Here is a 22,486-nt window from a genome sequence, read left to right as displayed (position 1 = left end):
TCAGAAGACCTCCGCGAGCACTTCGCCGCCGACATTCTGGTCGCGCGCTTCCGCGTCGGACAGAACACCCTTGGGCGTCGAGACGATGGTGATGCCCATGCCGTTACGCACGACAGGGAGATCCTTGGAACCCGAATAAACGCGGCGACCGGGCTTTGAAACGCGGGCGACGTGCTGAATTGCGGGCTGGCCTTCGAAATATTTCAGCTCGATGCGGAGGCCATCGTGACCCGCGAGTTCTTCCTCGCGATAACCACGGATATAGCCTTCGCGCTGAAGCACGTCGAGAACGCGCGCGCGCAGCTTGGACGCGGGGGAAACCACGCTGTCCTTCTTGGCGCGCTGGCCGTTGCGGATGCGGGTGAGCAAATCACCCAAGGGATCGGTCAATGCCATCTCTTAATCCTTACCAGCTCGACTTCGTAACGCCGGGGATGAGGCCTTTGTTGGCCAGATCCCGTAGCTGAATACGGCAGAGACGGAATTTACGATAATAGGCGCGCGGACGGCCGGTGATTTCGCAACGGTTCCGAACGCGGGTCGGATTGCCGTTCCGGGGAATCTCGGCCATCTTCAACCGTGCGATCAGACGCTCGGTTTCATCCTTGGACGTGTCGCCCGCGATTGCCTTGAGCGACGCATATCGACCGGCATATTTCTTGACCAGCTTCTTGCGGCGTTCGTTCTTATTGATGGAGCTCAGTTTCGCCATGGCTCAGGCCGCCTTCTTTTCTTCGGTTTCTTCCTGGGGGAAGGGGAAACCGAAGAGGCGAAGCAGCTCGCGCGCCTCGTCGTCGGTCTTCGCGGTGGTCGTCACGATCACATCCATGCCGCGCACCTTTTCGATGCGGTCATAGCTGATCTCAGGGAAAATGATCTGTTCCTTGAGACCCATCGCATAATTGCCGCGGCCATCGAACGAATTCGGATTGAGGCCACGGAAATCGCGAACGCGGGGCAGCGCGACGGTGATCAGGCGATCGAGGAATTCGTACATGCGTTCACGGCGAAGGGTGACCTTCACGCCGATCGGCATCCCTTCGCGCAGCTTGAACTGTGCGATCGACTTCTTCGCCTTGGTGATGACAGGCTTCTGGCCGGCGATCAGCTCCATTTCGGAAGCCGCGATATCGACCTTCTTCTTGTCCTGCGTCGCTTCGCCAACACCCATGTTGATGACGATCTTGTCGAGACGCGGAATCTGCATCACATTCTTATAACCGAATTTCTCGGTCATCGCCTTGATGATGGTTTCATCATACGTCTTGCGCAGACGCGGCGTATATTGGGCATCAGCCACTGATCGTCTCCCCGGACTTCACGGCGACGCGAACCTTCTTGCCGTCCTTGGTTTCAAAGCGAACGCGCGTCGGCTTGCCATCCTTGGGATCGGCAATCGCGACCTTCGAGACGTGCATCGGCGCTTCCGTGCGTTCCAGGCCGCCCTGCGGATTCTGCTGGGTCGGCTTGCGATGACGGGTCGCGATGTTCACGCCCGAAACGACGACCTTGCCATCCTTGGGCAGGCTCTTGGTGACTTCGCCGGTGCGGCCCTTGTCCTTGCCGGACAGGACGACGACCGTGTCACCCTTCTTGATCTTGGCGGATGCCATTACAACACCTCCGGTGCGAGCGAGATGATCTTCATGTGGTTCTTGCCGCGAAGCTCGCGAACGACCGGCCCGAAGATGCGCGTGCCGATGGGCTCGCCATTGTTCTTGTTGATCAGCACGGCGGCATTGCCGTCGAAGCGGATCGTGGAACCGTCGGGACGATGAATGTCCTTGCGGGTGCGCACGATCACGGCGCGATGGACATCGCCCTTCTTCACCTTGCCGCGCGGCGCTGCTTCCTTGACCGAAACGACGATCACGTCGCCGACGGTCGCAGTGCGCCGCTTGGAGCCTCCGAGCACCTTGATGCACTGGACGCGCTTGGCGCCGCTGTTGTCAGCGACATCAAGATTGGATTGCATCTGGATCATTGATCCGCTTCCTTCTTATCTGGCTTTCCGGAATTGCTCCGGGAGTTCCGTTGATCTTGTCAGCCTTCGGCTGTTTCCGGCGCCGCATGGGTATCAACCCGCTCGACGACCTTCCAGGATTTCAGCTTCGAAATCGGCGCGGTCTCTTCGATCCGGACGGTTTCGCCTTCCTTGTAGGAATTGGCTTCATCATGGGCATGATACTTCTTCGAACGACGGATGATCTTGCCGTACACAGGGTGCTTTACCCGGCGTTCGACCTTCACCACCACCGTCTTGTCGGTCTTGTCGGAAACGATCGTTCCGGTCAGCACGCGCTTTGGCATAGTGTGTTCCTTAAGCCTTTGCCGCAGCGTCGCGCGAACGCGCGGTCTGAAGCGTCTTGATCTGTGCGATGGTGCGACGCACCACGCGCATACGCGACGGCTTCTCGAGCTGGTTGGTCGCGGCCTGGAAGCGCAGGTTGAACTGCTCGCGCTTCAGCTCGCCCAACTGCTCGCTGAGCTGGTCGTCGGTTTTCACCTTGAGATCGTCTTTGTTAGCCATCTCTCAAATTCCTCAGTGCATCGATTCGCCAAGGCGGGCGACCACCTTGGTTTTGATCGGCAGCTTTTCCATGGCGCGCTCGAAAGCAACGCGGGCCAGCGGGCCGGGTACGCCGTCCAGTTCGAACAGGATACGGCCGGGCTTGACGCGCGCCGCCCAATATTCGTTCGAACCCTTGCCCTTGCCCTGACGGACTTCGGCAGGCTTTTTCGAAACCGGCAAATCGGGGAATACGCGGATCCACAAACGCCCCTGGCGCTTGATGTGGCGCGTGATCGCGCGGCGCGCCGCTTCGATCTGGCGGGCCGTGATCCGGTCCGGTTCCATCGCCTTCAGGCCGAAGGCGCCGAAGTTGAGCGTGGTGCCGCCGGCAGCGTTGCCGTGGATCCGGCCCTTGAACGCCTTGCGGAACTTGGTCTTCTTGGGTTGAAGCATTTCTTATTCGCCTTCTGACACCGTTCGTATGTCGGTCGATCAGGCCGTGCTGACAGGGCTGTTAAGCCTTATCGCGCGGGCCGTACTCCCGAGGTTTGGGCTTCCATCATGAGCCGGTCATGAGCCATCGGATCATGGCCGAGAATCTCGCCCTTGAAGATCCAGACCTTGATCCCGCACACGCCATAAGCGGTATGCGCTTCGGCATCGGCATAATCGACGTTCGCGCGCAGCGTATGCAAAGGCACGCGGCCTTCGCGATACCATTCGACGCGGGCGATTTCAGCGCCGCCGAGACGGCCACCGCACGTGATCTTGATGCCTTCCGCGCCAAGACGCAGCGCCGACTGAACCGCGCGCTTCATGGCGCGACGGAAAGCGACGCGACGCTCGAGCTGATCGGCGATCGACTGGGCGACGAGCTTGCTGTCGATTTCCGGCTTGCGGATTTCGACGATGTTCAGGCTCACGTCCGAAGAGGTCATCGAAGCCAGCTTCTTGCGCAGCTTCTCGATGTCCGCGCCCTTCTTGCCGATGATCACGCCGGGGCGCGCAGCGTAGATGGACACGCGGCACAGCTTGGCCGGACGCTCGATCACCACCTTGGAAATCGCCGCCTGCGGCAGCTCCTTCATGATGAACTTGCGGATCCGCAGATCCTCAAGCAGCAGACGGCCATAATCCTGGCCTTCCGCGAACCAGCGGCTGTCCCAGGTGCGGTTGATCTGAAGACGCAGACCGATCGGATTGCTCTTGTGACCCATTATGCTTCTTCCTGCTCGCGCACCACGATGCGCACACGGCTGAACGGCTTGATGATCTGCGTCGAACGACCGCGGGCGCGGGCGGCGAAGCGCTTCATCGAAAGCGCCTTGCCGACGCTCGCCTCGGATACGACCAGAGCGTCGATATCGAGGTTGTGGTTGTTCTCGGCGTTCGCCACGGCGCTTGCGAGCACCTTGCGCACGTCAACAGCCATCGCCTTCTTGGAGAAGGAGAGGATGTTCATCGCATCGCCGACCTTCTTGTTGCGGATCAGCGCCGCGACGAGGTTCAGCTTCTGCGCGGAACCACGGATCGTGGTGCCCACAGCAAGAGCTTCCTTCTCGCCGACCTTGCGGGGTGATTTAGGCTTGGACATTAGCGCTTGCCCTTCTTGTCGGCTGCGTGGCCGGGGAAGTAGCGCGTCGGCGCGAATTCACCCAGCTTCATGCCGACCATGTCTTCGTTCACCGAAACGGGAACGAACTTGCGGCCGTTATAGACGTTGAAGGTCAGGCCAACGAACTGCGGCAGGATGGTGGAGCGGCGCGACCAGGTCTTGATCGGCGCGCGCGCGTTCGTTTCCTGCGCGGTTTCGGCCTTCTTCAGCAGATGCAGGTCGACGAACGGACCTTTCCAGATGGAACGGGCCATAGCTTACCTCTTCTTCTTCGCGTGACGCGACCGGATGATCATCTTGTCGGTCGACTTGTTATGACGAGTGCGAGCACCCTTGGTCGGCTTGCCCCATGGCGTCACGGGATGACGACCACCGGAAGTCCGGCCTTCACCACCGCCATGCGGGTGATCGACCGGGTTCTTTGCAACACCGCGGGTCAGCGGGCGGATGCCCTTCCAGCGATTGCGGCCGGCCTTGGCCAGGTTCTGGTTCGAATTGTCGGGGTTTGAAACCGCGCCAACCGTACCCATGCACTCGCCGCGAATGTAACGCTGCTCGCCCGAGTTGAGGCGGACGATCACGAGACCGCGATCACGACCAACGACCTGCACATAGGTGCCTGCCGAACGGGCGATCTGGCCGCCCTTGCCGGGCTTCATCTCGATATTGTGGACGATCGTGCCGACCGGCATCTGCCCCAATTCCATCGCGTTGCCCGGCTTTACGTCGGTCTTCTTGCCAGCGACGATGGTGTCGCCAACGCCAAGGCGCTGCGGTGCGATGATGTAGGTCTGCTCGCCATCGGTGTATTTCACCAGAGCGATGAACGCAGTGCGGTTGGGATCATATTCCAGACGCTCGACCGTGGCAGGCATATCCCATTTACGACGCTTGAAGTCGATGATGCGATAGCTCTGCTTGTGGCCACCAGCGATGCCGCGCGAGGTCACATGACCCTTGTTGTTGCGGCCGCCGGTTTTGGTCTTGCCGACCGTGAGCGCCTTGAGAGGCTTGCCCTTGTGCAGCGAGGAACGATCGACGAGAATCAGGCCGCGTCGGGCCGGGCTCGTCGGGTTATAGTGCTTGAGTGCCATCTATCCCGCCTCAGATACCGGTGGTGACGTCGATCGACTGGCCTTCGGCCAGCGTCACAACCGCCTTCTTCACGTCGGAGCGCTTGTAGGGCTTGCCCTTCCAGCGCTTCGTCTTGCCCTTCTGGTTCATCGTGTTCACGTTCATCACGGTCACGTCGAACAGGGCTTCCACAGCCGCTTTGATCTGCGGCTTGGTTGCGTCGTTTGCCACCTTGAAGACAACCGCATTATGCTCGGAGAGCAGCGTCGACTTCTCGGTGATGTGCGGGGCGACAACCACGTCATAATGACGGTTGTCGATGCCCTTGGCCTGCTTTTTAGCCATTGAACCGCGCCTCCAGCTTTTCTACCGCAGCGCGGGTAAGCACCAGCGTTTCGGCCTTCAGGATGTCATATACATTGGCGCCGATCGCCGGCAGCACGTTGATCGTGTGCAGGTTTGCCGATGCCAGCGCGAAACTCTGCTCGACCGCATCGCCGTCGATCACCAGAGCGGTCTTGCCGAAGCCCAGATTGGCGAGATTGGCGACGAGCGCCTTGGTCTTGCCTTCTGCGACGGCCAGATCTTCCATGATGATCAGATCGCCGGACTTCGCCTTGGACGACAGCGCCATGCGCAGGCCCAAAACGCGGATCTTCTTGTTCAGCGACGGATTGAAATCACGAACGCGCGCGCCGTGAGCCTTACCACCACCGATGAAGATCGGCGCACGGCGATCGCCGTGACGTGCCGTACCGCCGCCCTTCTGGCGACCGAACTTCTTGCCGGTGCGTGCGACATCCGAGCGCTCACGCGTGCCACGCGCGGTGGCGCGGCGCTTTTCGAGCTGCCAGGTAACGACGCGGTGCAGAATGTCTGCGCGCGGCTCGACGCCGAAGATCTCGTCATTGAGGTCGATGTCGCCCTTGCCCTTGGCGTCGAGGGTCTGAACCTTGATTTTCATGATCAGCCCTCCTGGCCTTCGACCGTCTCGACGGGAGCAGCGGCTTCGGCCGGCGCTTCCGCGGGAGCGGCATCGTCATTGAGATTGGCAGCCAGCTTCAGGCCAGCGGGATAGGGCGCATCGCTGTGACGCGGCACCTTCACGGCATCCTTCACGAACAGCCAGCCACCCTTGGAACCGGGGACCGAACCCTTCACGAACAGAAGACCGCGCTCGACATCGGTCGAGACGATTTCCAGATTCTGCTGGGTGCGCTGACGGTCGCCCATATGGCCGGCCATCTTCTTGTTCTTGAACACGCGACCCGGATCCTGACGGTTGCCCGTGGAACCATGCGAACGGTGAGAGAGCGAGACGCCGTGCGAAGCCCGAAGACCCCCGAAGCCCCAACGCTTCATGGCACCGGCAAAGCCCTTGCCCTGTGTCTGGCCGCCGATATCGACGAGCTGGCCAGCCACGAAATGGTCCGCCGAGATATAGGCGCCCACATCGAGCAGCGCATCTTCGGCGACGCGGAATTCCTGAAGCCGCGCCTTGGGCTCGACTTCGGCTTTGCCGAAATGGCCACGCTCAGGCTTGGTGATGTTTTTCGCTTTCGCGGTGCCGGCGCCCAATTGGACAGCGACATAGCCGTCGCGATCGGCCTCCCGACGCGCAACAACCTGACAACCCTCAAGCGACAGGACGGTAACCGGCACATGCTTGCCGTCGTCCAGGAACACCCGGGTCATCCCCATTTTCTTCGCGATCACGCCAGTGCGCATGATCCATACTCCCTAATACAGAGGCCCGCGGGAAATTCCGCGGGCGTGCTCCAACCCAAAATTATTGACATCGCCCCGTCCGGGCTGGCCCCCGCGAACGGGGAAAGACGGGGGACGCAGACCACGGCCGGAGCCGTGCGGTATCCCTATGTCTTGCTGGCCTTAAGCCAGCTTGATCTCGACGTTGACGCCGGCAGCAAGATCGAGCTTCATCAGCGCATCGACCGTCTGCGGGGTGGGCTGCACAATGTCCAGCAGCCGCTTGTAGGTACGGACCTCGAACTGCTCGCGCGACTTCTTGTCGACGTGCGGACCGCGGTTCACGGTGAACTTCTCGATGCGCGTCGGAAGTGGGATGGGGCCGCGGATGAGCGCTCCGGTGCGACGCGCCGTATCGGCGATGTCCCCGGTAGCCTGATCCAATACACGATGATCAAACGCCTTGAGGCGAATGCGGATATTCTGCGTTTCCATGTCCACTACCGATGCGAAAGAGCCGTCCTCCCGAGGGAGGGTAACCGTATTAAATGAAATGCGAGTCGCCCGATTCCCCTGCGGAGAATCGGGCGACTGCGGTGCCTATATTACTTTGTGATCGAAGCCACAACCCCTGCACCGACCGTGCGGCCACCTTCGCGAATTGCGAAGCGCAGACCCTGGTCCATGGCGATCGGGGCAATCAGCTTGATGCCGAGCTGCACGTTATCGCCAGGCATCACCATTTCGGTGCCCTCGGGGAGGACAACTTCACCGGTGACGTCGGTGGTGCGGAAGTAGAATTGCGGACGATAGTTCGCGAAGAATGGCGTGTGACGGCCGCCCTCGTCCTTCGACAGGACATACACTTCCGAGGTGAACTCGGTGTGCGGCGTGATCGAACCGGGCTTGCAGAGCACCTGGCCGCGCTCGACTTCTTCACGGCCAACGCCGCGGATCAGCGCGCCGATGTTGTCGCCAGCCTGGCCCTGATCGAGCAGCTTGCGGAACATTTCGACGCCGGTCACGACGGTCTTCTTGGTGTCCTTGATGCCGACGATCTCGACTTCCTCGCCAACCTTCACGATGCCGGTCTCGACGCGGCCGGTGACAACCGTACCACGACCCGAGATCGAGAAAACGTCTTCGATCGGCATCAGGAATGCGCGGTCGAGCGGACGCTCTGGCTGCGGGATCCAGCTATCGACGGCTTCCATCAGCTTGAGCACGGCGTCATGGCCGATTTCAGGCGTCTTGTCGTCAAGCGCGGCCACAGCCGAACCCTGGATGATGGGGATGTTGTCGCCATCGAAATCATACTTCGAGAGAAGCTCGCGGATTTCCAGCTCGACCAGCTCGAGAAGCTCGGCATCGTCAACCAGATCGACCTTGTTCATGAACACGACCATCTGGGGAACGCCGACCTGCTTTGCGAGCAGGATGTGCTCCTTGGTCTGTGGCATCGGGCCATCGGTCGCCGAAACGACGAGGATCGCGCCATCCATCTGTGCGGCACCCGTGATCATGTTCTTCACATAATCGGCGTGGCCCGGGCAATCGACGTGCGCATAGTGACGCGCTTCCGTCTCATACTCGACGTGTGCGGTCGAGATGGTGATGCCGCGCTCGCGCTCTTCGGGCGCCTTATCGATGTTCGCATAGCTCGTGAAGGTAGCGCCGCCGGTTTCGGCGAGAACCTTGGTGATCGCTGCGGTCAGCGAGGTCTTGCCATGATCGACGTGACCGATGGTGCCGATGTTGCAATGCGGCTTGTTCCGCTCAAACTTAGCTTTCGCCATTATCTTCCTACCTTCTTATCAAAAACAATTGTCTCTTGCCGACTCTGCCGCGCCGTGACGAGCGCACATAGAGGCAAATTTCAGATTATGCCAGCTTCGCCTTGACCTCTTCGGCCACGTTCGCCGGCACTTCGTCATAATGCGAGAATTGCATCGAATATTGGGCGCGCCCCTGCGAGAACGAACGAAGCTGATTCACATAGCCGAACATGTTCGCAAGGGGAACCATCGCCTCGACCGCCGTGGCATTGCCGCGTGTATCGGTGCCCTGGATCTGACCGCGGCGCGAGTTCATGTCGCCGATGACGTCGCCCAGATAATCTTCCGGGGTGACGACTTCGACCTTCATGATCGGCTCGAGCAACTTGATGCCGGACTTCTGCGCAGCTTCGCGCATCGCGGCACGACCGGCGATTTCGAAGGCCAGTGCCGACGAATCGACGTCATGATAGGCGCCGTCATACAGCTCGATCTCGAAATCGATGATCGGGAAGCCGATCAGCGAGCCGGTCTCGGCGGTTTCGCGCATACCCTTTTCGACCGAGGGGATATATTCCTTGGGAATATTGCCGCCCTTGACGCCGTCGGTGAAGATGATGCCCGATCCGCGCTCGCCCGGTGTCACGGTGAACTTCACGCGTGCGAACTGGCCCGAACCACCCGACTGCTTCTTGTGGGTATAATCGATATCGACTTTCTTGCCGAGATATTCGCGATACGCCACCTGCGGCGCGCCGACATTGGCCTCCACCTTGAATTCACGCCTCATGCGATCGACCAGGATCTCCAGGTGAAGCTCACCCATGCCCTTGATGATCGTCTGGCCGCTCTCGGAATCCGAAGACACCCGGAAGGACGGATCCTCGCGCGCAAGACGATTGAGCGCGATGCCCATCTTTTCCTGGTCGGCCTTGGTCTTGGGTTCCACCGAAAGCTCGATCACGGGCTCGGGGAATTCCATCCGCTCCAGGATGATCGGCGCGTTGATCGCGCACAGCGTATCACCGGTCGTCGTATCCTTGAGGCCCGCCAGAGCGACGATGTCGCCGGCATAGGCCACCTGGATGTCCTCACGCTCGTTCGCGTGCATAAGCAACATGCGACCGACCTTTTCCTTCTTGTCCTTGACCGAGTTGGTGACCTGCGATGCGGTCTCCAGCTTGCCGGAATAGATGCGCGCAAAGGTCAACGTGCCGACGAACGGATCGTTCATGATCTTGAACGCCAGCGCCGAGAAAGGCGCTTCATCCGAAGAAGGACGCTCGTCCGGGGTCACGCCGTCGAGCTTGAGACCCTGAATAGCGGGAACGTCGAGCGGGCTCGGCAGATAATCGACCACGGCATCGAGCAGGGGCTGGACGCCCTTGTTCTTGAACGCCGAGCCGCACACCACCGGCACGAACGAGAAGTTGAGCGTGCCCTTGCGGATCAGCGCCTTGAGATCGGCCGTGCTCGGCTCGTTGCCCTCAAGATAGGCTTCCATCAGGGCGTCGTCCTGCTCGACGGCCATTTCGATCAGGTCGCTGCGATATTTGGCGGCCTTGTCAGCGAGGTCGGCGGGGATGTCCTGATATTCGAACTTCGCACCCAGGCTCTCTTCGAGCCAGATGATCGCGCGGTTTTCGACCAGATCGACCAGACCCTTGAAGCCGCCCTCCATGCCGATCGGCAAATACAGCACGGCCGGACGCGCGCCCAGGCGTTCGATGATCGAATTGACGCAGAAGTAGAAATCCGCGCCGGTGCGGTCGAGCTTGTTGATGAAGCACATCCGCGGCACTTTATACTTTTCAGCCTGGCGCCAGACCGTCTCCGACTGCGGCTCCACGCCGGCAACGCCGTCGAAGCAAGCCACGGCACCATCGAGCACGCGCAGCGAACGCTCGACTTCAATGGTGAAATCGACGTGCCCGGGGGTGTCGATGATGTTGATCAGATGCTCTTCGCCCTTGCCTTCTTCGGCGCGCCATTTGCACGTCGTAGCGGCGGACGTGATCGTGATCCCGCGCTCCTGCTCCTGCTCCATCCAATCCATCGTCGCCGTGCCTTCATGCACTTCGCCGATCTTGTAGGACTTGCCGGTGTAGTAAAGGATACGCTCGGTCGTCGTCGTCTTGCCGGCGTCGATGTGCGCCATGATGCCGATATTGCGATATCTGTCGAGCGGATGGCTGCGGGCCATGATCTTAACTCCGTGGCCGGGGCTCGGCCCCGGCGTTCGATTTGATTACCAGCGGGAGCCGGTAAAAACCGCTGTTACCAGCGGTAATGCGAGAATGCGCGGTTGGCTTCAGCCATGCGATGCGTGTCTTCGCGCTTCTTCACCGCGTTGCCGCGATTGTTCGACGCATCCAGCAGTTCGCCGGACAGGCGCGCCGACATGGTGTTTTCGCTGCGGGCGCGTGCCGCGGTGATCAGCCAGCGGATGGCCAGCGCCTGGGCACGCTCGATGCGCACTTCGACAGGAACCTGATAGGTGGCACCACCGACGCGGCGGCTGCGCACTTCGATACCGGGCTTCACATTGTTCAGCGCATCATGGAACACGCCGATCGGATCCTTCTTGGCCTTCGCCTCGACGGTTTCCAGGGCGGAATAGACGATGCCTTCGGCAACGGCCTTCTTGCCATCCAGCATGACGCTGTTCATGAATTTCGAAAGGACCTGATCTCCGAACTTGGGATCAGGCAGGATTTCCCGGGTTTCGGGACGACGACGACGTGACATGGATATACCCTCTTAACTTCAGATCACCGGAAAGCTCCGGCGAGCTTACTTCGGACGCTTGGCGCCGTACTTCGAGCGAGACTGCTTGCGATCCTTGACACCCTGGGTATCGAGAACGCCGCGCAACACGTGATAGCGCACACCGGGAAGATCGCGAACGCGACCGCCGCGGATCAGCACAACCGAGTGCTCCTGCAGGTTATGACCTTCACCCGGAATATAGGTGATGACTTCGCGCTGATTGGTCAGGCGAACCTTGGCCACCTTGCGAAGCGCCGAGTTCGGCTTCTTCGGAGTCGTCGTGTAGACGCGTGTGCAAACGCCGCGCTTCTGCGGGTTGGCATCCATTGCAGGGACCTTCGACTTGGCCTTCTGCGGGTCGCGACCCTTGCGGATCAGCTGATTGATCGTTGGCATGAAGCCTTCACCTTTATCGTTCAGTTACTTTGCTTGAGCGCGGGACACACGAAATGCAAAAAGAACCCCGGCGGCACAATGACCACCCTGGCCTTCCCACGCATCAGCAATGTTCAAGCTCTTGTTTGCCTGCAAAAAGGGGCGAATCCACCACAAACCCGCAGGCAGGGGCGGCCTATAACAATGGAGTCGGAGAGGGTCAAGCGGGGGACCGGGCGGTTTCGCACGTTGCAACCCGCTCAGCCTCTCGCCCGATCGGACGACTTAAATCCCGTCGAATTCGCTCGGGCATCCGCCCGGCTGCCGGCCCGTGGATTTCCCGCGTTCATACCATTCCGACGAATCGCCCATCTTCTCTTCATCATGATAGCAGACCCGCGCGAATTTGCGGGGGCCATCGAGGATGAACACGCTCCAGTTCTGCGCGCCGCAATCATGCTGCTTGCAGCTCCACGACAGCAATTCGCCATCGCCATAGACGATGGGCGAGGCCGGCCCCGGTGAGGCCTGCATCCTTTGCAGGATATCGCGCGGCACGGCGTCGCCGATCAGCCGCTTGACCACGGGGTCTGTCGCGAACGTGCGGCTGCCCACGCGGTCCATCGGATATTTGCCGTCGAACGTCGCCAGATCGAGCGCCTGATAATCCGCCTGCGTCAGATGCGCCGCCAGATTGCCCTCCCATACATAGCCCGATTTGCCGTCCACATCGACCTTGATCCAGCGGGTGGCGGGATCGACGCCCTTTACCCAGCGGCCGGACAGAACCTGATTCGGCTTCAGGACGGACAGGATCTGCGTATCCTTGGCGGTGGGCCTGTCGCGCATCCGCGCTTCGCCCACCACATCCACCTGCTCATCCTGAGCGGAGAGAAATTCATCGACATGCGCCGGCACTTCGGGCGCAAGCGCGACCACGGGCGCGGCGGCATTCATGGCGCTGGCCGCCGCATTGCTGGCGACGCCCTCATCGGAGTCGCGGCCCGCGATCACCATATAGCCGATCAGCAGCACCAGGATCGCGATCATCGCGCCGGCTATGATGAGCGTGGTGCGATTGCCGCCGCCGCTTTCGTCGGGCACCGGATCGGGCGCGGCGCGATAGGCCGGCTCGGGCGCAGCTTTGGGCGCGGGCGTGAATGCGGGTTCCGTCGCAATTTCGGTTGCGGGTGTGATCGGTGACACGGGAGCCGCATCCACGGGCGCGCCACAGGCCGTGCAGAAGCGCGCACCGTCCGGCAGGCGCTGGCCGCATTTCCCGCAATAGTGCTGGCTCATTCCGTTCGTCCTCCGCTCACCCGAGCCGGAGCCTTATCATAGCATCACGCCGCTCCGGAAGGGGGAGCCTGCCGGGGCGGGACCGGCGCGAAACGCAGCACGGCAAAACCCGTCAGCGCGGACAGAAGCGACCCCAGCAGCACGCCGATCTTCGCCTCCTCCACCAGCGCTGCGTTGCCCGGAAAGGCAAGGGCGCCGATGAACAGGCTCATCGTGAAACCGATGCCGCACAGCAGCGCCACGCCATAAATCTGCAGCCAGCTCGCGCCGCCCAGCTTGCCCGCAAGGCCGAGCTTCACGCACAGCCAGATGCTCCCGAAAATCCCGATCTGCTTGCCCATGAACAGGCCCGCCGCAATCCCCAGCGGCAGTGGCGCGAGAAGCTGCGCCATGCCCATCCCCGACAGCGACACGCCCGCATTGGCGAAACCGAACAACGGCACGATGGCGTAAGCCACTGTGGGATGCAGCGCATGTTCCAGCCGGTGCAGCGGCGAATCCTCTGCATCCGGCGCGCCCGGTGTCACACGGATGGGAATGGTGAAAGCGGCCAGAACCCCGGCGATCGTCGCGTGGACGCCCGAGAGCAGCACCGCATACCAGAGCAGTGCAAAGGCGATCAGATACAGCGGAAGCGATGTAACGCCGCGCCGGTTCATCACCGCCATCGCCAGCAGGATCACCGCCGCAGCTCCCAGCGCTGCCAGATTGATGCTGGCAGTATAGGCGAGTGCGATGATCGCCACCGCACCCATATCGTCCACGATCGCGACGGTGGTGAGAAACAGTTTGAGCGAGGTCGGCGCACGGCTGCCCAGCAACGCCAGCACGCCGATGGCGAAGGCGATGTCGGTCGCCGCGGGGATCGCCCAGCCTTGGGCCAGGCCCGGCACGCCCCCGGTGAAGAACAGATAGACCGCCGCCGGCACCGCCATGCCCGCCGCCGCCGCGATCACCGGCAGGCGGCGCTGCTTCCAGCTCGCGAGTTGCCCATCGACAAACTCGCGCTTGATCTCCAGCCCCACCAAAAGGAAGAATACCGCCATCAACCCGTCATTGATCCACAGATGCGGTGTCATCGGGCCGAGCGTCTCGGTCAAAACCGGGCCAAAGGGCGCATGAAGCGCGTGATGATAGAGATCATAAAGCGGGCTGTTCGCCACGATCATCGCCAGCGCAGCGGCGATCATCAGGATGATCCCACCCGCCGCCTCGCTATGCAGGAAATCGCGGAGGGCGGAGGCGGGGCGGGTGCGGGTCATGGTGCCTTTTAGGCTTCACCGCACGGTGAACAACAGGCTATCGACCACCTTGCCCGCCGGATCCACCAATTGCAGCCGGTGCGCGCCCGGACCGGCCAGCACCTGCGGCCGCGCGTCGGCCGGCCCCAGATCCTTCTTGTCCAGGATCAGGCGAAACCCTTCCACCGCGCCCGCCACCTGGATCGCCATGCGCTGGCGCTGGATCGGGATATCGGGATCGAGCGCATAGACGCTGCCGCCCACCGGGCTGGTGATGCGCGGGCGGCGTGATTGCCGGGGGGCGACCCCGATCACCGATTGTCCGGTGCCCGCCAGGAAATATTCGCGGCGCGGCGGCTCGATTCCATCGGCGAAGCGCACCTGCCGCGTCTCGATCCCCGATGGCTGCGCAGGCTGCCGGCCCGGATGCCCCTGATGCAGCGCCAGCATCAGATCGCGCCACACGGGCGCGGCCCCCGCCGTGCCGGACACCGCGCGCATCGAATCGCCCTCGAGATTCCCAACCCACACCGCCACCGTGTAGCGATCCGAAAAGCCGATGCACCAATTGTCCCGCATCGCCTTGGACGTTCCGGTCTTCACGGCTGACCAGAAGGAGAGTCTGAGCGCGCTGTCCAGCCCGAAGCTCTGCGCGCGCGCGTCGGCATCCGACATCATGTCGGAGACGATCCACGCCGATTGCGACGAGAAGATCGCGCGGGGCACCTCCTTCTTGTCGTCCGCCCTGAGCCGGAGCGGTGACCAGCGTCCGCCCTTCGCCAGCGTGCGATAGGCCGCCGCCTGCTCCATCAGCGTCACTTCCGCCGATCCCAGCGCGAGCGAGAAGCCGTAATATTGTCCGTCCTCGGTCAGCCCGCGATAGCCCGTGTCCCACAGTCGATCGCGGAAGCTATCCACCCCCGCCAGCACCAGCGTGCGCACGGCGGGGACATTGAGCGACCCCGCCAGCGCGGTGCGGGCCGAGACCGGCCCCTTGAAATCATGATCGTAATTCTGCGGCACATAGAGGCCCGACGCCGTATCGAGCTGAACCGGCGAATCATCCAATATGGAGGCGGGCGTCAGATAGCCCTTTTCGATCGCCTGCGCATAAAGGAACGGCTTGAGCGTCGATCCCGCCTGACGATAGCTGTTCGCACCATCCACGGCGGACGCGGTGGACGATCCGCCGACCCCGCCGACATAGGCCAGCACATCGCCCGTGGCGTTATCCACGACCAAGACGGCACCGTCCCGCGCGCGATCCGATCCCAGCCCCTGCAATTGCCGGGAAAGGGCGGTGACCGCCATCCGCTGGATATCCATGTCCAGCGTGGTCGTGATCTTCATGCCGGGCGTCTTGAGCAGCCGGTTCGCCAGATGCGGCGCAAGGCCGGGATCGAGCGCCAGCCGCCGCGCCGGGCCGAGCATGTCCAGCGCGGCGGCCATATAAGGCAAGCAACCCTGCCCCGTCCGGTTTTGGGATGCCAGCAGGCACGCACGCCTGCCCAGTTCCTGCGGCCCCGCGCGCGGATTGGGGAGCAACGCCGCCATCAGAAGCGCATCGGTCTTCGTGAGCGCATCGGGCGCTTTTCCGAACAGGCTCAGCGCCGACGCGCCGATCCCTTGCGCCTCGCCACGATAGCCCGCCAGATTGAGGTAGGCCTCGAGAATCTGATCCTTTGACCAATCGTCCTCCAGGTCCATCGCCGCGCGCATCTGCCGTGCCTTGTCCCGCCAGCCGCGTGATCCGGGCGCGGCGAGTTGGGGGGCCAGGAAGGCGGCCACCTGCATCGACAGTGTGGAAGCGCCGCGCGCGCGCTTGCCTTCCAGCCGATCGCGGAGCGATCCCGCCATCGCCCACCAGTCCACGCCATCATGGCTTGCGAATCGGCGATCTTCCGACGCGATGATCGTCTGGGGCAGCACCGGGGTGACGCTCTCCAGCGGCGTCCACGCGAGTCGCCGCACGCTGAAATTCACCCGCGCGCTATCGATCAGACGGCCGTTGCGATCATAGAGCCAGGCTTCGCTCGGTGCCCAGCCCGCCTTGGTCTGCGCATAGCCCGGCAAGGGCGGCGGCAAAGTGACGAACCACAGGGCCGTGAAGGCACCGAACAGCAGCAGCGCTGCTCCGGCCCACGCCTTCGCCCTCCATGACCAGCTCCGCCAGAGATCGATCACCCGAAGCCACCCATCATCGTCATTCCCGCGCAGGCGGGAATCCATATGCTCGACATCTTCCGGATCATTCCGCGTTTATGGATTTCCGCCTGCGCTGCAATGACGGCATGGTGAGTCGTCAATCACTGCATCTCCACCACGACCGGACCATTGGGCACCTGAGCGCGGATGTCGGGCGAATACATCGCCTCCACCCGCGTGGGCGGCAGAGTGAACCTGCCGATGCCGTTCAGCCGCACCGCATAGCTCACCGTGAAACGGCCGCGCGGCACCCATTCGAAATAGCCACGCCAGCCATCCTTGCCACGCTCGACATAGCTTGGTTGCACGCCCTCTCCGCCCGCCTGCGCCAATTGCGCGGATTGACCGCCCAACGCGCTGACGATGGTGCCGCCCGGCACCACCGGATCGTTCACCACCACCCAGTTGCGATCGGCGGTGGCATCCACCGTGATCGTCACCTTCAGCACATCGCCGCGCGTATATTGGCCGGACACCTGCTGCTGGATCGGCGTGACCGTCTTGCTCATCTTGTAGCCTGCATAAAGCGGCTCGAGCAAAGGCACCGCCGCGCGGACCGAGACCATCGCCCATGGCCCCGCTCCGCCGCTCTGGCGCAGCGTCAGCGTCTCGCGCTTTGGCGGCAGCGCGAGCATCAGCGGCGCGGCCTCGGTCATCTGCGGCCAGACGCGACTCTGCGTCTGCCCGCCCATCGTGGCCGTGGTCGTGCCCGCAATCGCCTGCGCAGGATAGATTTGCGCAAAGCGCATCACCGCGATCGCGCCCCAGGCGTTGGCCGGGGTCGTATCCCAATGGCCGCGCTGTTGGCGCATGGCCGCGCCGATCATTAGGCGTGGCGTTTCATCCTGCCAGCCGGGCTTGCCCAAAGTCGCCATCAGCACCTTGAGCGACATTTCATCGCCCGACGACATCATCCACCACGGTGCATTCTTCGCATCGACCAGATCGAAGCGCGATCCTTCATAGACGATCCGGGTGCGCAGCACGGCTTCCGCCGCAATGCGCAATGGTGCCCGGTTGTTCAGCCCCTTGGTCTTGTCGATGATCACCAGCCAGTCCGCCAGCGCCCCGGTCGGCATATCCTGCGGCGCGAGGCCGATTGATCCGAGCATGGCCGGGCGCGCCAGACCGTTGCGCGCGAGCGCCGCGAGCGCTGCGATCCGCTGGAGTCGGATATCGCCGCCCCATGCGCTTTCCCGCTTCAGCCGTCCGTCGATCACAGCCTGCAGCGCCTTGACCATCCGGTCCTTCGCGCCTTCGGGGATCACCCAGCCGGCCTCGGCGCTCAGCGAGAGCACATAGGCCGTCAGCGTTTCCGATCCGCTGATCCGATCGATCGGAAAATAACGCAACAGCCCCTCGGGATCGAGATAGGCGGGCATCTCTTCGGAGAGGCGCGCCCAGGCCGCGGCATCGCCCAGCACGATCGCGCGGGAGAATTGCTGTTCGAAGCAATTATAGGGATAGCGCGCCATATAGTCCCGCACGCTCGCCATCGGCGGCGCGAGCGTATCGGACAGGCGCACGTCCACACTGCCCAGCCCCGGCAGCGCGCCAGCGGGCGCCATGATCGGCACCTGCGCATTGGGGCCGACCTGCAGCACCGTCGTCGCCCAGGTTTCGATCGGGATCGCGGGGATCACATCCTGTGACACCGTGAGACGGTCCGCCATCTTCCCGGCCTTCACATCCACGGTCCAGTTGAGCGTCTCCATGCCCGCAGGCGCGGTGAGGTTCCAGGTGACCGGCACCGCGCCATTGGCGGGTATCTCCACGGTCAGTGGCGGCATGGTGAGACTCGCGCCCTCTACGGACGCATTGGCCGTCACCTTCACCGGCCTGTCCGTGCCGTTCCGCAGCGTGAAGCTCGCGCCATATTGATCACCCGACCGCACCAAGGGGGGCAATCCGGAATAGACCGCCAGATCCTGCACCGTGCGGATCGCGGCTTCGCCCGTGCCGAACAGCCCCGGCCCATCGGTGGCGATCGCGACCAGGCGATAGGCCGTGAGCGAATCCGCCAGCGGCACCTGAACACGCGCGCGGCCCTTGCCGTCCAGCGTCACGCGGCCCTTCCACAGCAGCACAGGGCGGAAATCCTCGCGATTGAGTGCGGACAGATCACCGCCGCCGCCGCCGATCTCCACAGCCTTTTTGCCATAATGTCTCTTGCCGACCACCTGCGTCTGCGCGGTGGAGGTCAGCACCGACAGCGGTCTTTCCCCCATCATCGCGTCGATCAGCTTCCAGCTTTCATTGGGCTGAAGCTGGATCAACGCTTCGTCGATCGCGACGAAGGCGATTTCCGCGCTGGCCGCGGCCTTGCCGCCGGGGCGCTTGACCTCCACGTCCACATTGGCCGTGCTACGCACGGCGTATTTGTCCTTGTCGGCCTTCACCTTCACTGCGAGGCGATGACCTTCCCAGCCGACATTCACCTTGGCGATGCCCAGGCGGAAGCTGGGCTTGGCCAGATCGACCAGCGCGGTCGGCGTGTCGCCGGTATCGACGAACGGCATTTTCCATTCGCGCGCCTTGTCCATCAGCCATTGCTTCCACCCACTGACGCGCCCGCGCACCGCCATCACCGAGACATAGACATCGGGCGCATAGCTGCCCGGCATCTTGACCTCGATCACGGGATCCTTGCCCTTCAGCGTGGTGACATAAGAAGACAGCACGCCCTCGCGCTCCACCGTGACCAGCGCGGTCGCCTCGCGGAACGGCATCCGCACCTGGAATTTCGCGGTCTCGCCGGCCTTATAATCATTCTTTTCGGGGATGACGTCCATCCGATCGCCATTGTCCCCGCCAAACCACCATTCGTCCGCGCCCGCCAGCCAGACGGACGTGACGGCGCGCGAGACATGGCCATTTTCGTCCAGCGTGGTCGCCACGGCCCAGACTTCGCCCGAAATGTCCGGGTCGATCGCGCAGCTCGCCTGGCCGCTCTTGTCGGTTACCGCGGTGCAGCCGGTCGCCAACTTGGTCGTCTTGGCCTGATTGTCATAGGCATAGAAGCCGCCGATCAGCCTGCGCCGCGCGGTCAATATCTCGCGACTGTAGAGCGTCACCGAAATCTTCTGCCCCTTGCGCAACCGCCCCTCGGTATCGAGCGCGACGAACTTCAGGCGCAGATCATCGGACTTCATCATCCAGCCATCGGTCTTGATGCCCAGCCGCACGGCGGAGGGGAAAAGCTGGATCCGGCGGGTCGCGGTCAGGATTTCGCCATTCGCATCGGCATAATCCATCTCGACATTCATGTCGGTGATCTCGTCCACCGCGGTGGGCACGTCGATCACTGCCCTGCCCGTCCCTTGCGGGTTCAGCGTCATCGGCTGGGTCTGCGCCGGCGGCAGCGCCTGTTCGATCTCTTCGCCATCGCCGTTCAGCGGCACCGTGCCCTCCGCGATCGCGCGCCCGCCGAAGCTCCAGCCATCCCAGCCGCGCGGCGTGGCATATCCGCGCGTGAAGGCCGTGCGAACGCGCACCGGCAGATTGCTTGCCCCGCCGCCGGAGAGATAGCCAACGAACATATCCACCGGCACATTGACTGGGCGGATCAACGCATTCTTCGGCCCGTCGATCGTCGCGCGCATCGTCGGCAGGCGGAACTCGTCCACCTTGATCGACTGGTTGGTGTAGATGCTCTTGTCACCATGGATGATGGTGATGTCGTAATCGCCCTGCGGCGCGCCTTTGGGCGCAGTCCAGACGGATTCGCCGATCCCTTCGGCACCGATCGTCAGCGGCATCTCGAATTCGGTGCCCGATCCGCGGTGGCTGAGCTTCAATTTGCCCGTGAAACCGCCGCCATAGGCAAAGCCCGTCGCAATCGGTTTGCGCAGGATGTGCTTCATGTTCACCGTCTCGCCCGCGCGAATCAATGTGCGATCGAAGATGGTGTGGACCAGATCCTCGCTCTCGCTCCAGCCATAGGGCAGATCGAAATCATAGGGGCGGATGCCGCTGCCCCAATCGGTCATGGTAAAGCTGAAATCCTCGCCCGACCGCGCCGAGACCATCAGCGGATGGGGATTGTCATTCTCACAACTGCCATAGGTTTCGGGATCAGGCAGTCCGCCGGCCACGATCAGCCGCCCGGCCTTGTCGCTCGTGCCCTGGGCCAGTGTGCGGCCCGAACAGGCGTCCGTCACGCGCACGGCCGCACCGGCCACCGGCTTGCCGCTATCCAGCGCGGTCACCCAGGCGAGCGAGGCCGCCCGGCCCCATTTGAAATGCACGCTCATATTGGTGACCAGCGCGCCCGCGGTCACATAGCGCGGCACGTTACGCCCCAGCAAAGCCTGGCCCAGACGCGGGCTGGCCAGCTCCACCACATAGAATCCGGGTTTGGTGAGCGGGATGCCGACCACTTCGAAATCCTTGCCCTTTCCAGGCAGCGCCAGTGTCATCGCATTGGTGCCGGGCCGGTCCCCGATCAGCGCTTCGGTCCCCCTGTAATTGACCGTGATTTCATCCTTGCCGCGCTTCTCGGTGCGGAAATCACTCTTGCTGACCCGATCGATCTCTCGCAGCCAATTGGCGATCTCGCCGTCCGACCCGTCCACACGCAGCTTTTCGCCGACGACGCCGATATTCTTGCCCTGAAGTGCCGGCTCCACATTGCGGACCGTCACGGGCAGCACACCGCCCTCGCGGGCCTCGAGAATGCCGAAATTGGCGGCGAATTTCACCAGCGGCGGTGCCTCGTCGATCTTGATATCGAGCGGGAAGCGCTCTGCATTGGAAAGCGGACGGCCGCTTTCATCCCTTACATTGGCGGGCAGCAGCACCCTGCCCGTGACGGACGCGGGCAAGGGCGCTTCGAAACTGACCTGCGACACCACCGCATCGCCATCCGCCTCCAATTTGGGCTTGAGCGAGCGTCCGTCAGACGTCTCCAGCCGGATGGCCGCCGCCGTGGCCACCGGGATTGGCGCGGTGAAACGCACATAGGCGCTCTGCACCGGATTGCATCCGGCTTGCGGATTGACGCGGCCACATTCGAAGCGCGCGGCAAATTCACGGCGCACGGTATAGTCGAACCGCTGGTCGCGCCCCGCCACGCGCCCTGCGCCGGAAATCGCCTTGCTCCACACCAGCCCCATGTCGCGCCCGGGCGGCAAGGGACGACGGCACTGGACGGCGGTGATCGTTGAAAGCGCCTTGGGATCGCTGCGCGACGCGATCGGCACCCCGGCCTCGCTCATGAATTCGGTGGCGCGCCAGTCATCATCGCCCAGGCCGCTCAGCACCTTGGACACGGTTTCGCGCGGCAGCACGTCGAGCGCGATCTTCTCGCCCAGCCCATCCACCGCGCAATAACCATTGGCGGCGATCGAGCGCGGATCGGCGGGCACATTGGTGGCGACGAGGAACACCTGATCTTCCTCGATATCGCTGCCATAGGCCCCCGGCAGTACCGCGCGGACCGATGGCCCGCCCGTATCGACCGTAAAGCTGCGGGTGCCGCCAAGGCCGGTCCCGGCCAATGTCTCCAGTCCGTCGTTCAGCGTGAAGGTGCAGGCGATCCCGCCCGGCAGGCTCTTGGCGAAATCCCAGACGAACGTCTTGGTGTCGATCCAGCGCCCGGTGCCGCCCACGGGGCATTCCACCTTGACCGGCACCTTGGCGCGCGGATCACCCAGCGGCACCATGTCGGCCGAAAAGCGCATCGTGAAGCGTTCGATCGCGCCATCGCCATTGCCCGGTGTCGCCAGCACGACCTGCGCGGACTGATCCCCCGATGCGGCGACAGGCGCAATCGCCAGCGCGAGGACGGCCACCCGCCACAACCGGTTGAACATGAAATCACTCCCCTGAGACTGGGGCGGACGGTGCAGCAATTCAGCCCTTCAAGTCCAGTGAATATCATGCGCCGCGCGCGGCTTAGGCCCGCCGTCATTGC

Annotated in this window: 24 protein-coding genes; all 24 read right to left on the bottom strand. The window is 62.8% G+C overall.

What is annotated here, in order from left to right; all coding sequences use genetic code 11:
• The 24 genes from rpsH to FHS49_RS18060 all read right to left on the bottom strand — a co-directional run bounded on the left by rpsH (position 1) and on the right by FHS49_RS18060 (position 22,385).
• Entirely contained in the window at positions 1-396 is a 396-nt protein-coding gene (gene rpsH / locus FHS49_RS18175; RefSeq protein ID WP_184021636.1) for a 30S ribosomal protein S8, read from the bottom strand.
• A gap of 10 nt (positions 397-406) precedes the next feature.
• Entirely contained in the window at positions 407-712 is a 306-nt protein-coding gene (gene rpsN / locus FHS49_RS18170) for a 30S ribosomal protein S14 (RefSeq protein ID WP_184021633.1), read from the bottom strand.
• 3 nt (positions 713-715) lie between these two features.
• Positions 716-1,300, bottom strand: a complete 585-nt coding sequence (gene rplE, locus FHS49_RS18165; protein ID WP_184021630.1) for a 50S ribosomal protein L5 — start codon at positions 1,298-1,300, stop codon at positions 716-718.
• Positions 1,293-1,613, bottom strand: a complete 321-nt coding sequence (gene rplX / locus FHS49_RS18160) for a 50S ribosomal protein L24 (protein WP_184021628.1) — start codon at positions 1,611-1,613, stop codon at positions 1,293-1,295. The genes rplE and rplX overlap by 8 nt, the downstream gene beginning before the upstream one ends.
• Entirely contained in the window at positions 1,613-1,984 is a 372-nt protein-coding gene (rplN, locus tag FHS49_RS18155; RefSeq protein ID WP_184021626.1) for a 50S ribosomal protein L14, read from the bottom strand. The genes rplX and rplN overlap by 1 nt, the downstream gene beginning before the upstream one ends.
• A 59-nt stretch (positions 1,985-2,043) precedes the next feature.
• A complete protein-coding gene (gene rpsQ / locus FHS49_RS18150; RefSeq protein ID WP_184021624.1) occupies positions 2,044-2,310 on the bottom strand; it encodes a 30S ribosomal protein S17 in 267 nt (88 codons plus the stop codon).
• A 10-nt stretch (positions 2,311-2,320) separates the two neighbouring features.
• Positions 2,321-2,530, bottom strand: coding sequence for a 50S ribosomal protein L29 (gene rpmC, locus FHS49_RS18145; RefSeq protein ID WP_184021622.1), 210 nt, complete (start codon positions 2,528-2,530; stop codon positions 2,321-2,323).
• Between the two features lie 12 nt (positions 2,531-2,542).
• Positions 2,543-2,965, bottom strand: a complete 423-nt coding sequence (rplP, locus tag FHS49_RS18140) for a 50S ribosomal protein L16 (RefSeq protein WP_184021620.1) — start codon at positions 2,963-2,965, stop codon at positions 2,543-2,545.
• A 68-nt stretch (positions 2,966-3,033) separates the two neighbouring features.
• Positions 3,034-3,729 carry a 30S ribosomal protein S3 gene (gene rpsC, locus FHS49_RS18135; RefSeq protein WP_184021617.1) on the bottom strand — a complete coding sequence of 232 codons (696 nt, stop codon included), beginning with the start codon at positions 3,727-3,729 and terminating at the stop codon, positions 3,034-3,036.
• Positions 3,729-4,106, bottom strand: coding sequence for a 50S ribosomal protein L22 (rplV, locus tag FHS49_RS18130; protein WP_184021616.1), 378 nt, complete (start codon positions 4,104-4,106; stop codon positions 3,729-3,731). Before rplV ends, rpsC begins: the two co-directional genes overlap by 1 nt.
• Positions 4,106-4,381, bottom strand: coding sequence for a 30S ribosomal protein S19 (gene rpsS, locus FHS49_RS18125; RefSeq protein ID WP_184021614.1), 276 nt, complete (start codon positions 4,379-4,381; stop codon positions 4,106-4,108). The genes rplV and rpsS overlap by 1 nt, the downstream gene beginning before the upstream one ends.
• 3 nt (positions 4,382-4,384) lie before the next feature.
• Positions 4,385-5,221, bottom strand: coding sequence for a 50S ribosomal protein L2 (gene rplB / locus FHS49_RS18120; protein WP_184021612.1), 837 nt, complete (start codon positions 5,219-5,221; stop codon positions 4,385-4,387).
• 10 nt (positions 5,222-5,231) lie between these two features.
• Positions 5,232-5,546 (bottom strand): 50S ribosomal protein L23, encoded by a 315-nt coding sequence (locus FHS49_RS18115; protein WP_184021609.1) that lies wholly within the window; start codon positions 5,544-5,546, stop codon positions 5,232-5,234.
• Positions 5,539-6,165 carry a 50S ribosomal protein L4 gene (gene rplD, locus FHS49_RS18110; RefSeq protein ID WP_184021607.1) on the bottom strand — a complete coding sequence of 209 codons (627 nt, stop codon included), beginning with the start codon at positions 6,163-6,165 and terminating at the stop codon, positions 5,539-5,541. Before rplD ends, FHS49_RS18115 begins: the two co-directional genes overlap by 8 nt.
• 2 nt (positions 6,166-6,167) lie before the next feature.
• On the bottom strand, positions 6,168-6,929 hold the full coding sequence (gene rplC / locus FHS49_RS18105) for a 50S ribosomal protein L3 (protein ID WP_184021605.1): 762 nt from the start codon (positions 6,927-6,929) through the stop codon (positions 6,168-6,170).
• Positions 6,930-7,091: 162 nt separating this feature from the next.
• The gene (rpsJ, locus tag FHS49_RS18100; RefSeq protein ID WP_022672862.1) at positions 7,092-7,403 is read right to left on the bottom strand and encodes a 30S ribosomal protein S10; all 312 of its coding nucleotides are present in this window, start codon (positions 7,401-7,403) and stop codon (positions 7,092-7,094) included.
• 110 nt (positions 7,404-7,513) lie between these two features.
• The gene (gene tuf / locus FHS49_RS18095; protein ID WP_184021603.1) at positions 7,514-8,704 is read right to left on the bottom strand and encodes an elongation factor Tu; all 1,191 of its coding nucleotides are present in this window, start codon (positions 8,702-8,704) and stop codon (positions 7,514-7,516) included.
• 85 nt (positions 8,705-8,789) lie between these two features.
• Positions 8,790-10,886, bottom strand: coding sequence for an elongation factor G (fusA, locus tag FHS49_RS18090; protein WP_184021600.1), 2,097 nt, complete (start codon positions 10,884-10,886; stop codon positions 8,790-8,792).
• A gap of 74 nt (positions 10,887-10,960) precedes the next feature.
• Positions 10,961-11,431, bottom strand: coding sequence for a 30S ribosomal protein S7 (gene rpsG / locus FHS49_RS18085; RefSeq protein ID WP_184021597.1), 471 nt, complete (start codon positions 11,429-11,431; stop codon positions 10,961-10,963).
• A 45-nt stretch (positions 11,432-11,476) separates the two neighbouring features.
• On the bottom strand, positions 11,477-11,848 hold the full coding sequence (gene rpsL, locus FHS49_RS18080) for a 30S ribosomal protein S12 (protein WP_184021596.1): 372 nt from the start codon (positions 11,846-11,848) through the stop codon (positions 11,477-11,479).
• Between the two features lie 264 nt (positions 11,849-12,112).
• Positions 12,113-13,126: a zinc-ribbon domain-containing protein gene (locus tag FHS49_RS18075; protein WP_184021593.1), complete on the bottom strand. Its 1,014-nt coding sequence runs from the start codon at positions 13,124-13,126 to the stop codon at positions 12,113-12,115.
• 44 nt (positions 13,127-13,170) lie between these two features.
• Positions 13,171-14,388, bottom strand: coding sequence for a Na+/H+ antiporter NhaA (nhaA, locus tag FHS49_RS18070; RefSeq protein WP_184021590.1), 1,218 nt, complete (start codon positions 14,386-14,388; stop codon positions 13,171-13,173).
• Between the two features lie 15 nt (positions 14,389-14,403).
• Positions 14,404-16,596 (bottom strand): penicillin-binding protein 1C, encoded by a 2,193-nt coding sequence (gene pbpC, locus FHS49_RS18065; protein ID WP_184021587.1) that lies wholly within the window; start codon positions 16,594-16,596, stop codon positions 14,404-14,406.
• A 77-nt stretch (positions 16,597-16,673) separates the two neighbouring features.
• Entirely contained in the window at positions 16,674-22,385 is a 5,712-nt protein-coding gene (locus FHS49_RS18060; RefSeq protein WP_184021585.1) for an alpha-2-macroglobulin family protein, read from the bottom strand.
• Positions 22,386-22,486: the final 101 nt, after the last annotated feature.

Source organism: Sphingobium boeckii (assembly GCF_014199215.1).
Classification (GTDB): Bacteria; Pseudomonadota; Alphaproteobacteria; order Sphingomonadales; family Sphingomonadaceae; genus Sphingobium_A; species Sphingobium_A boeckii.
The sequence above is the reverse complement of the archived record's forward strand: the minus strand, read 5'-3'. Positions and strand labels throughout refer to the sequence as shown.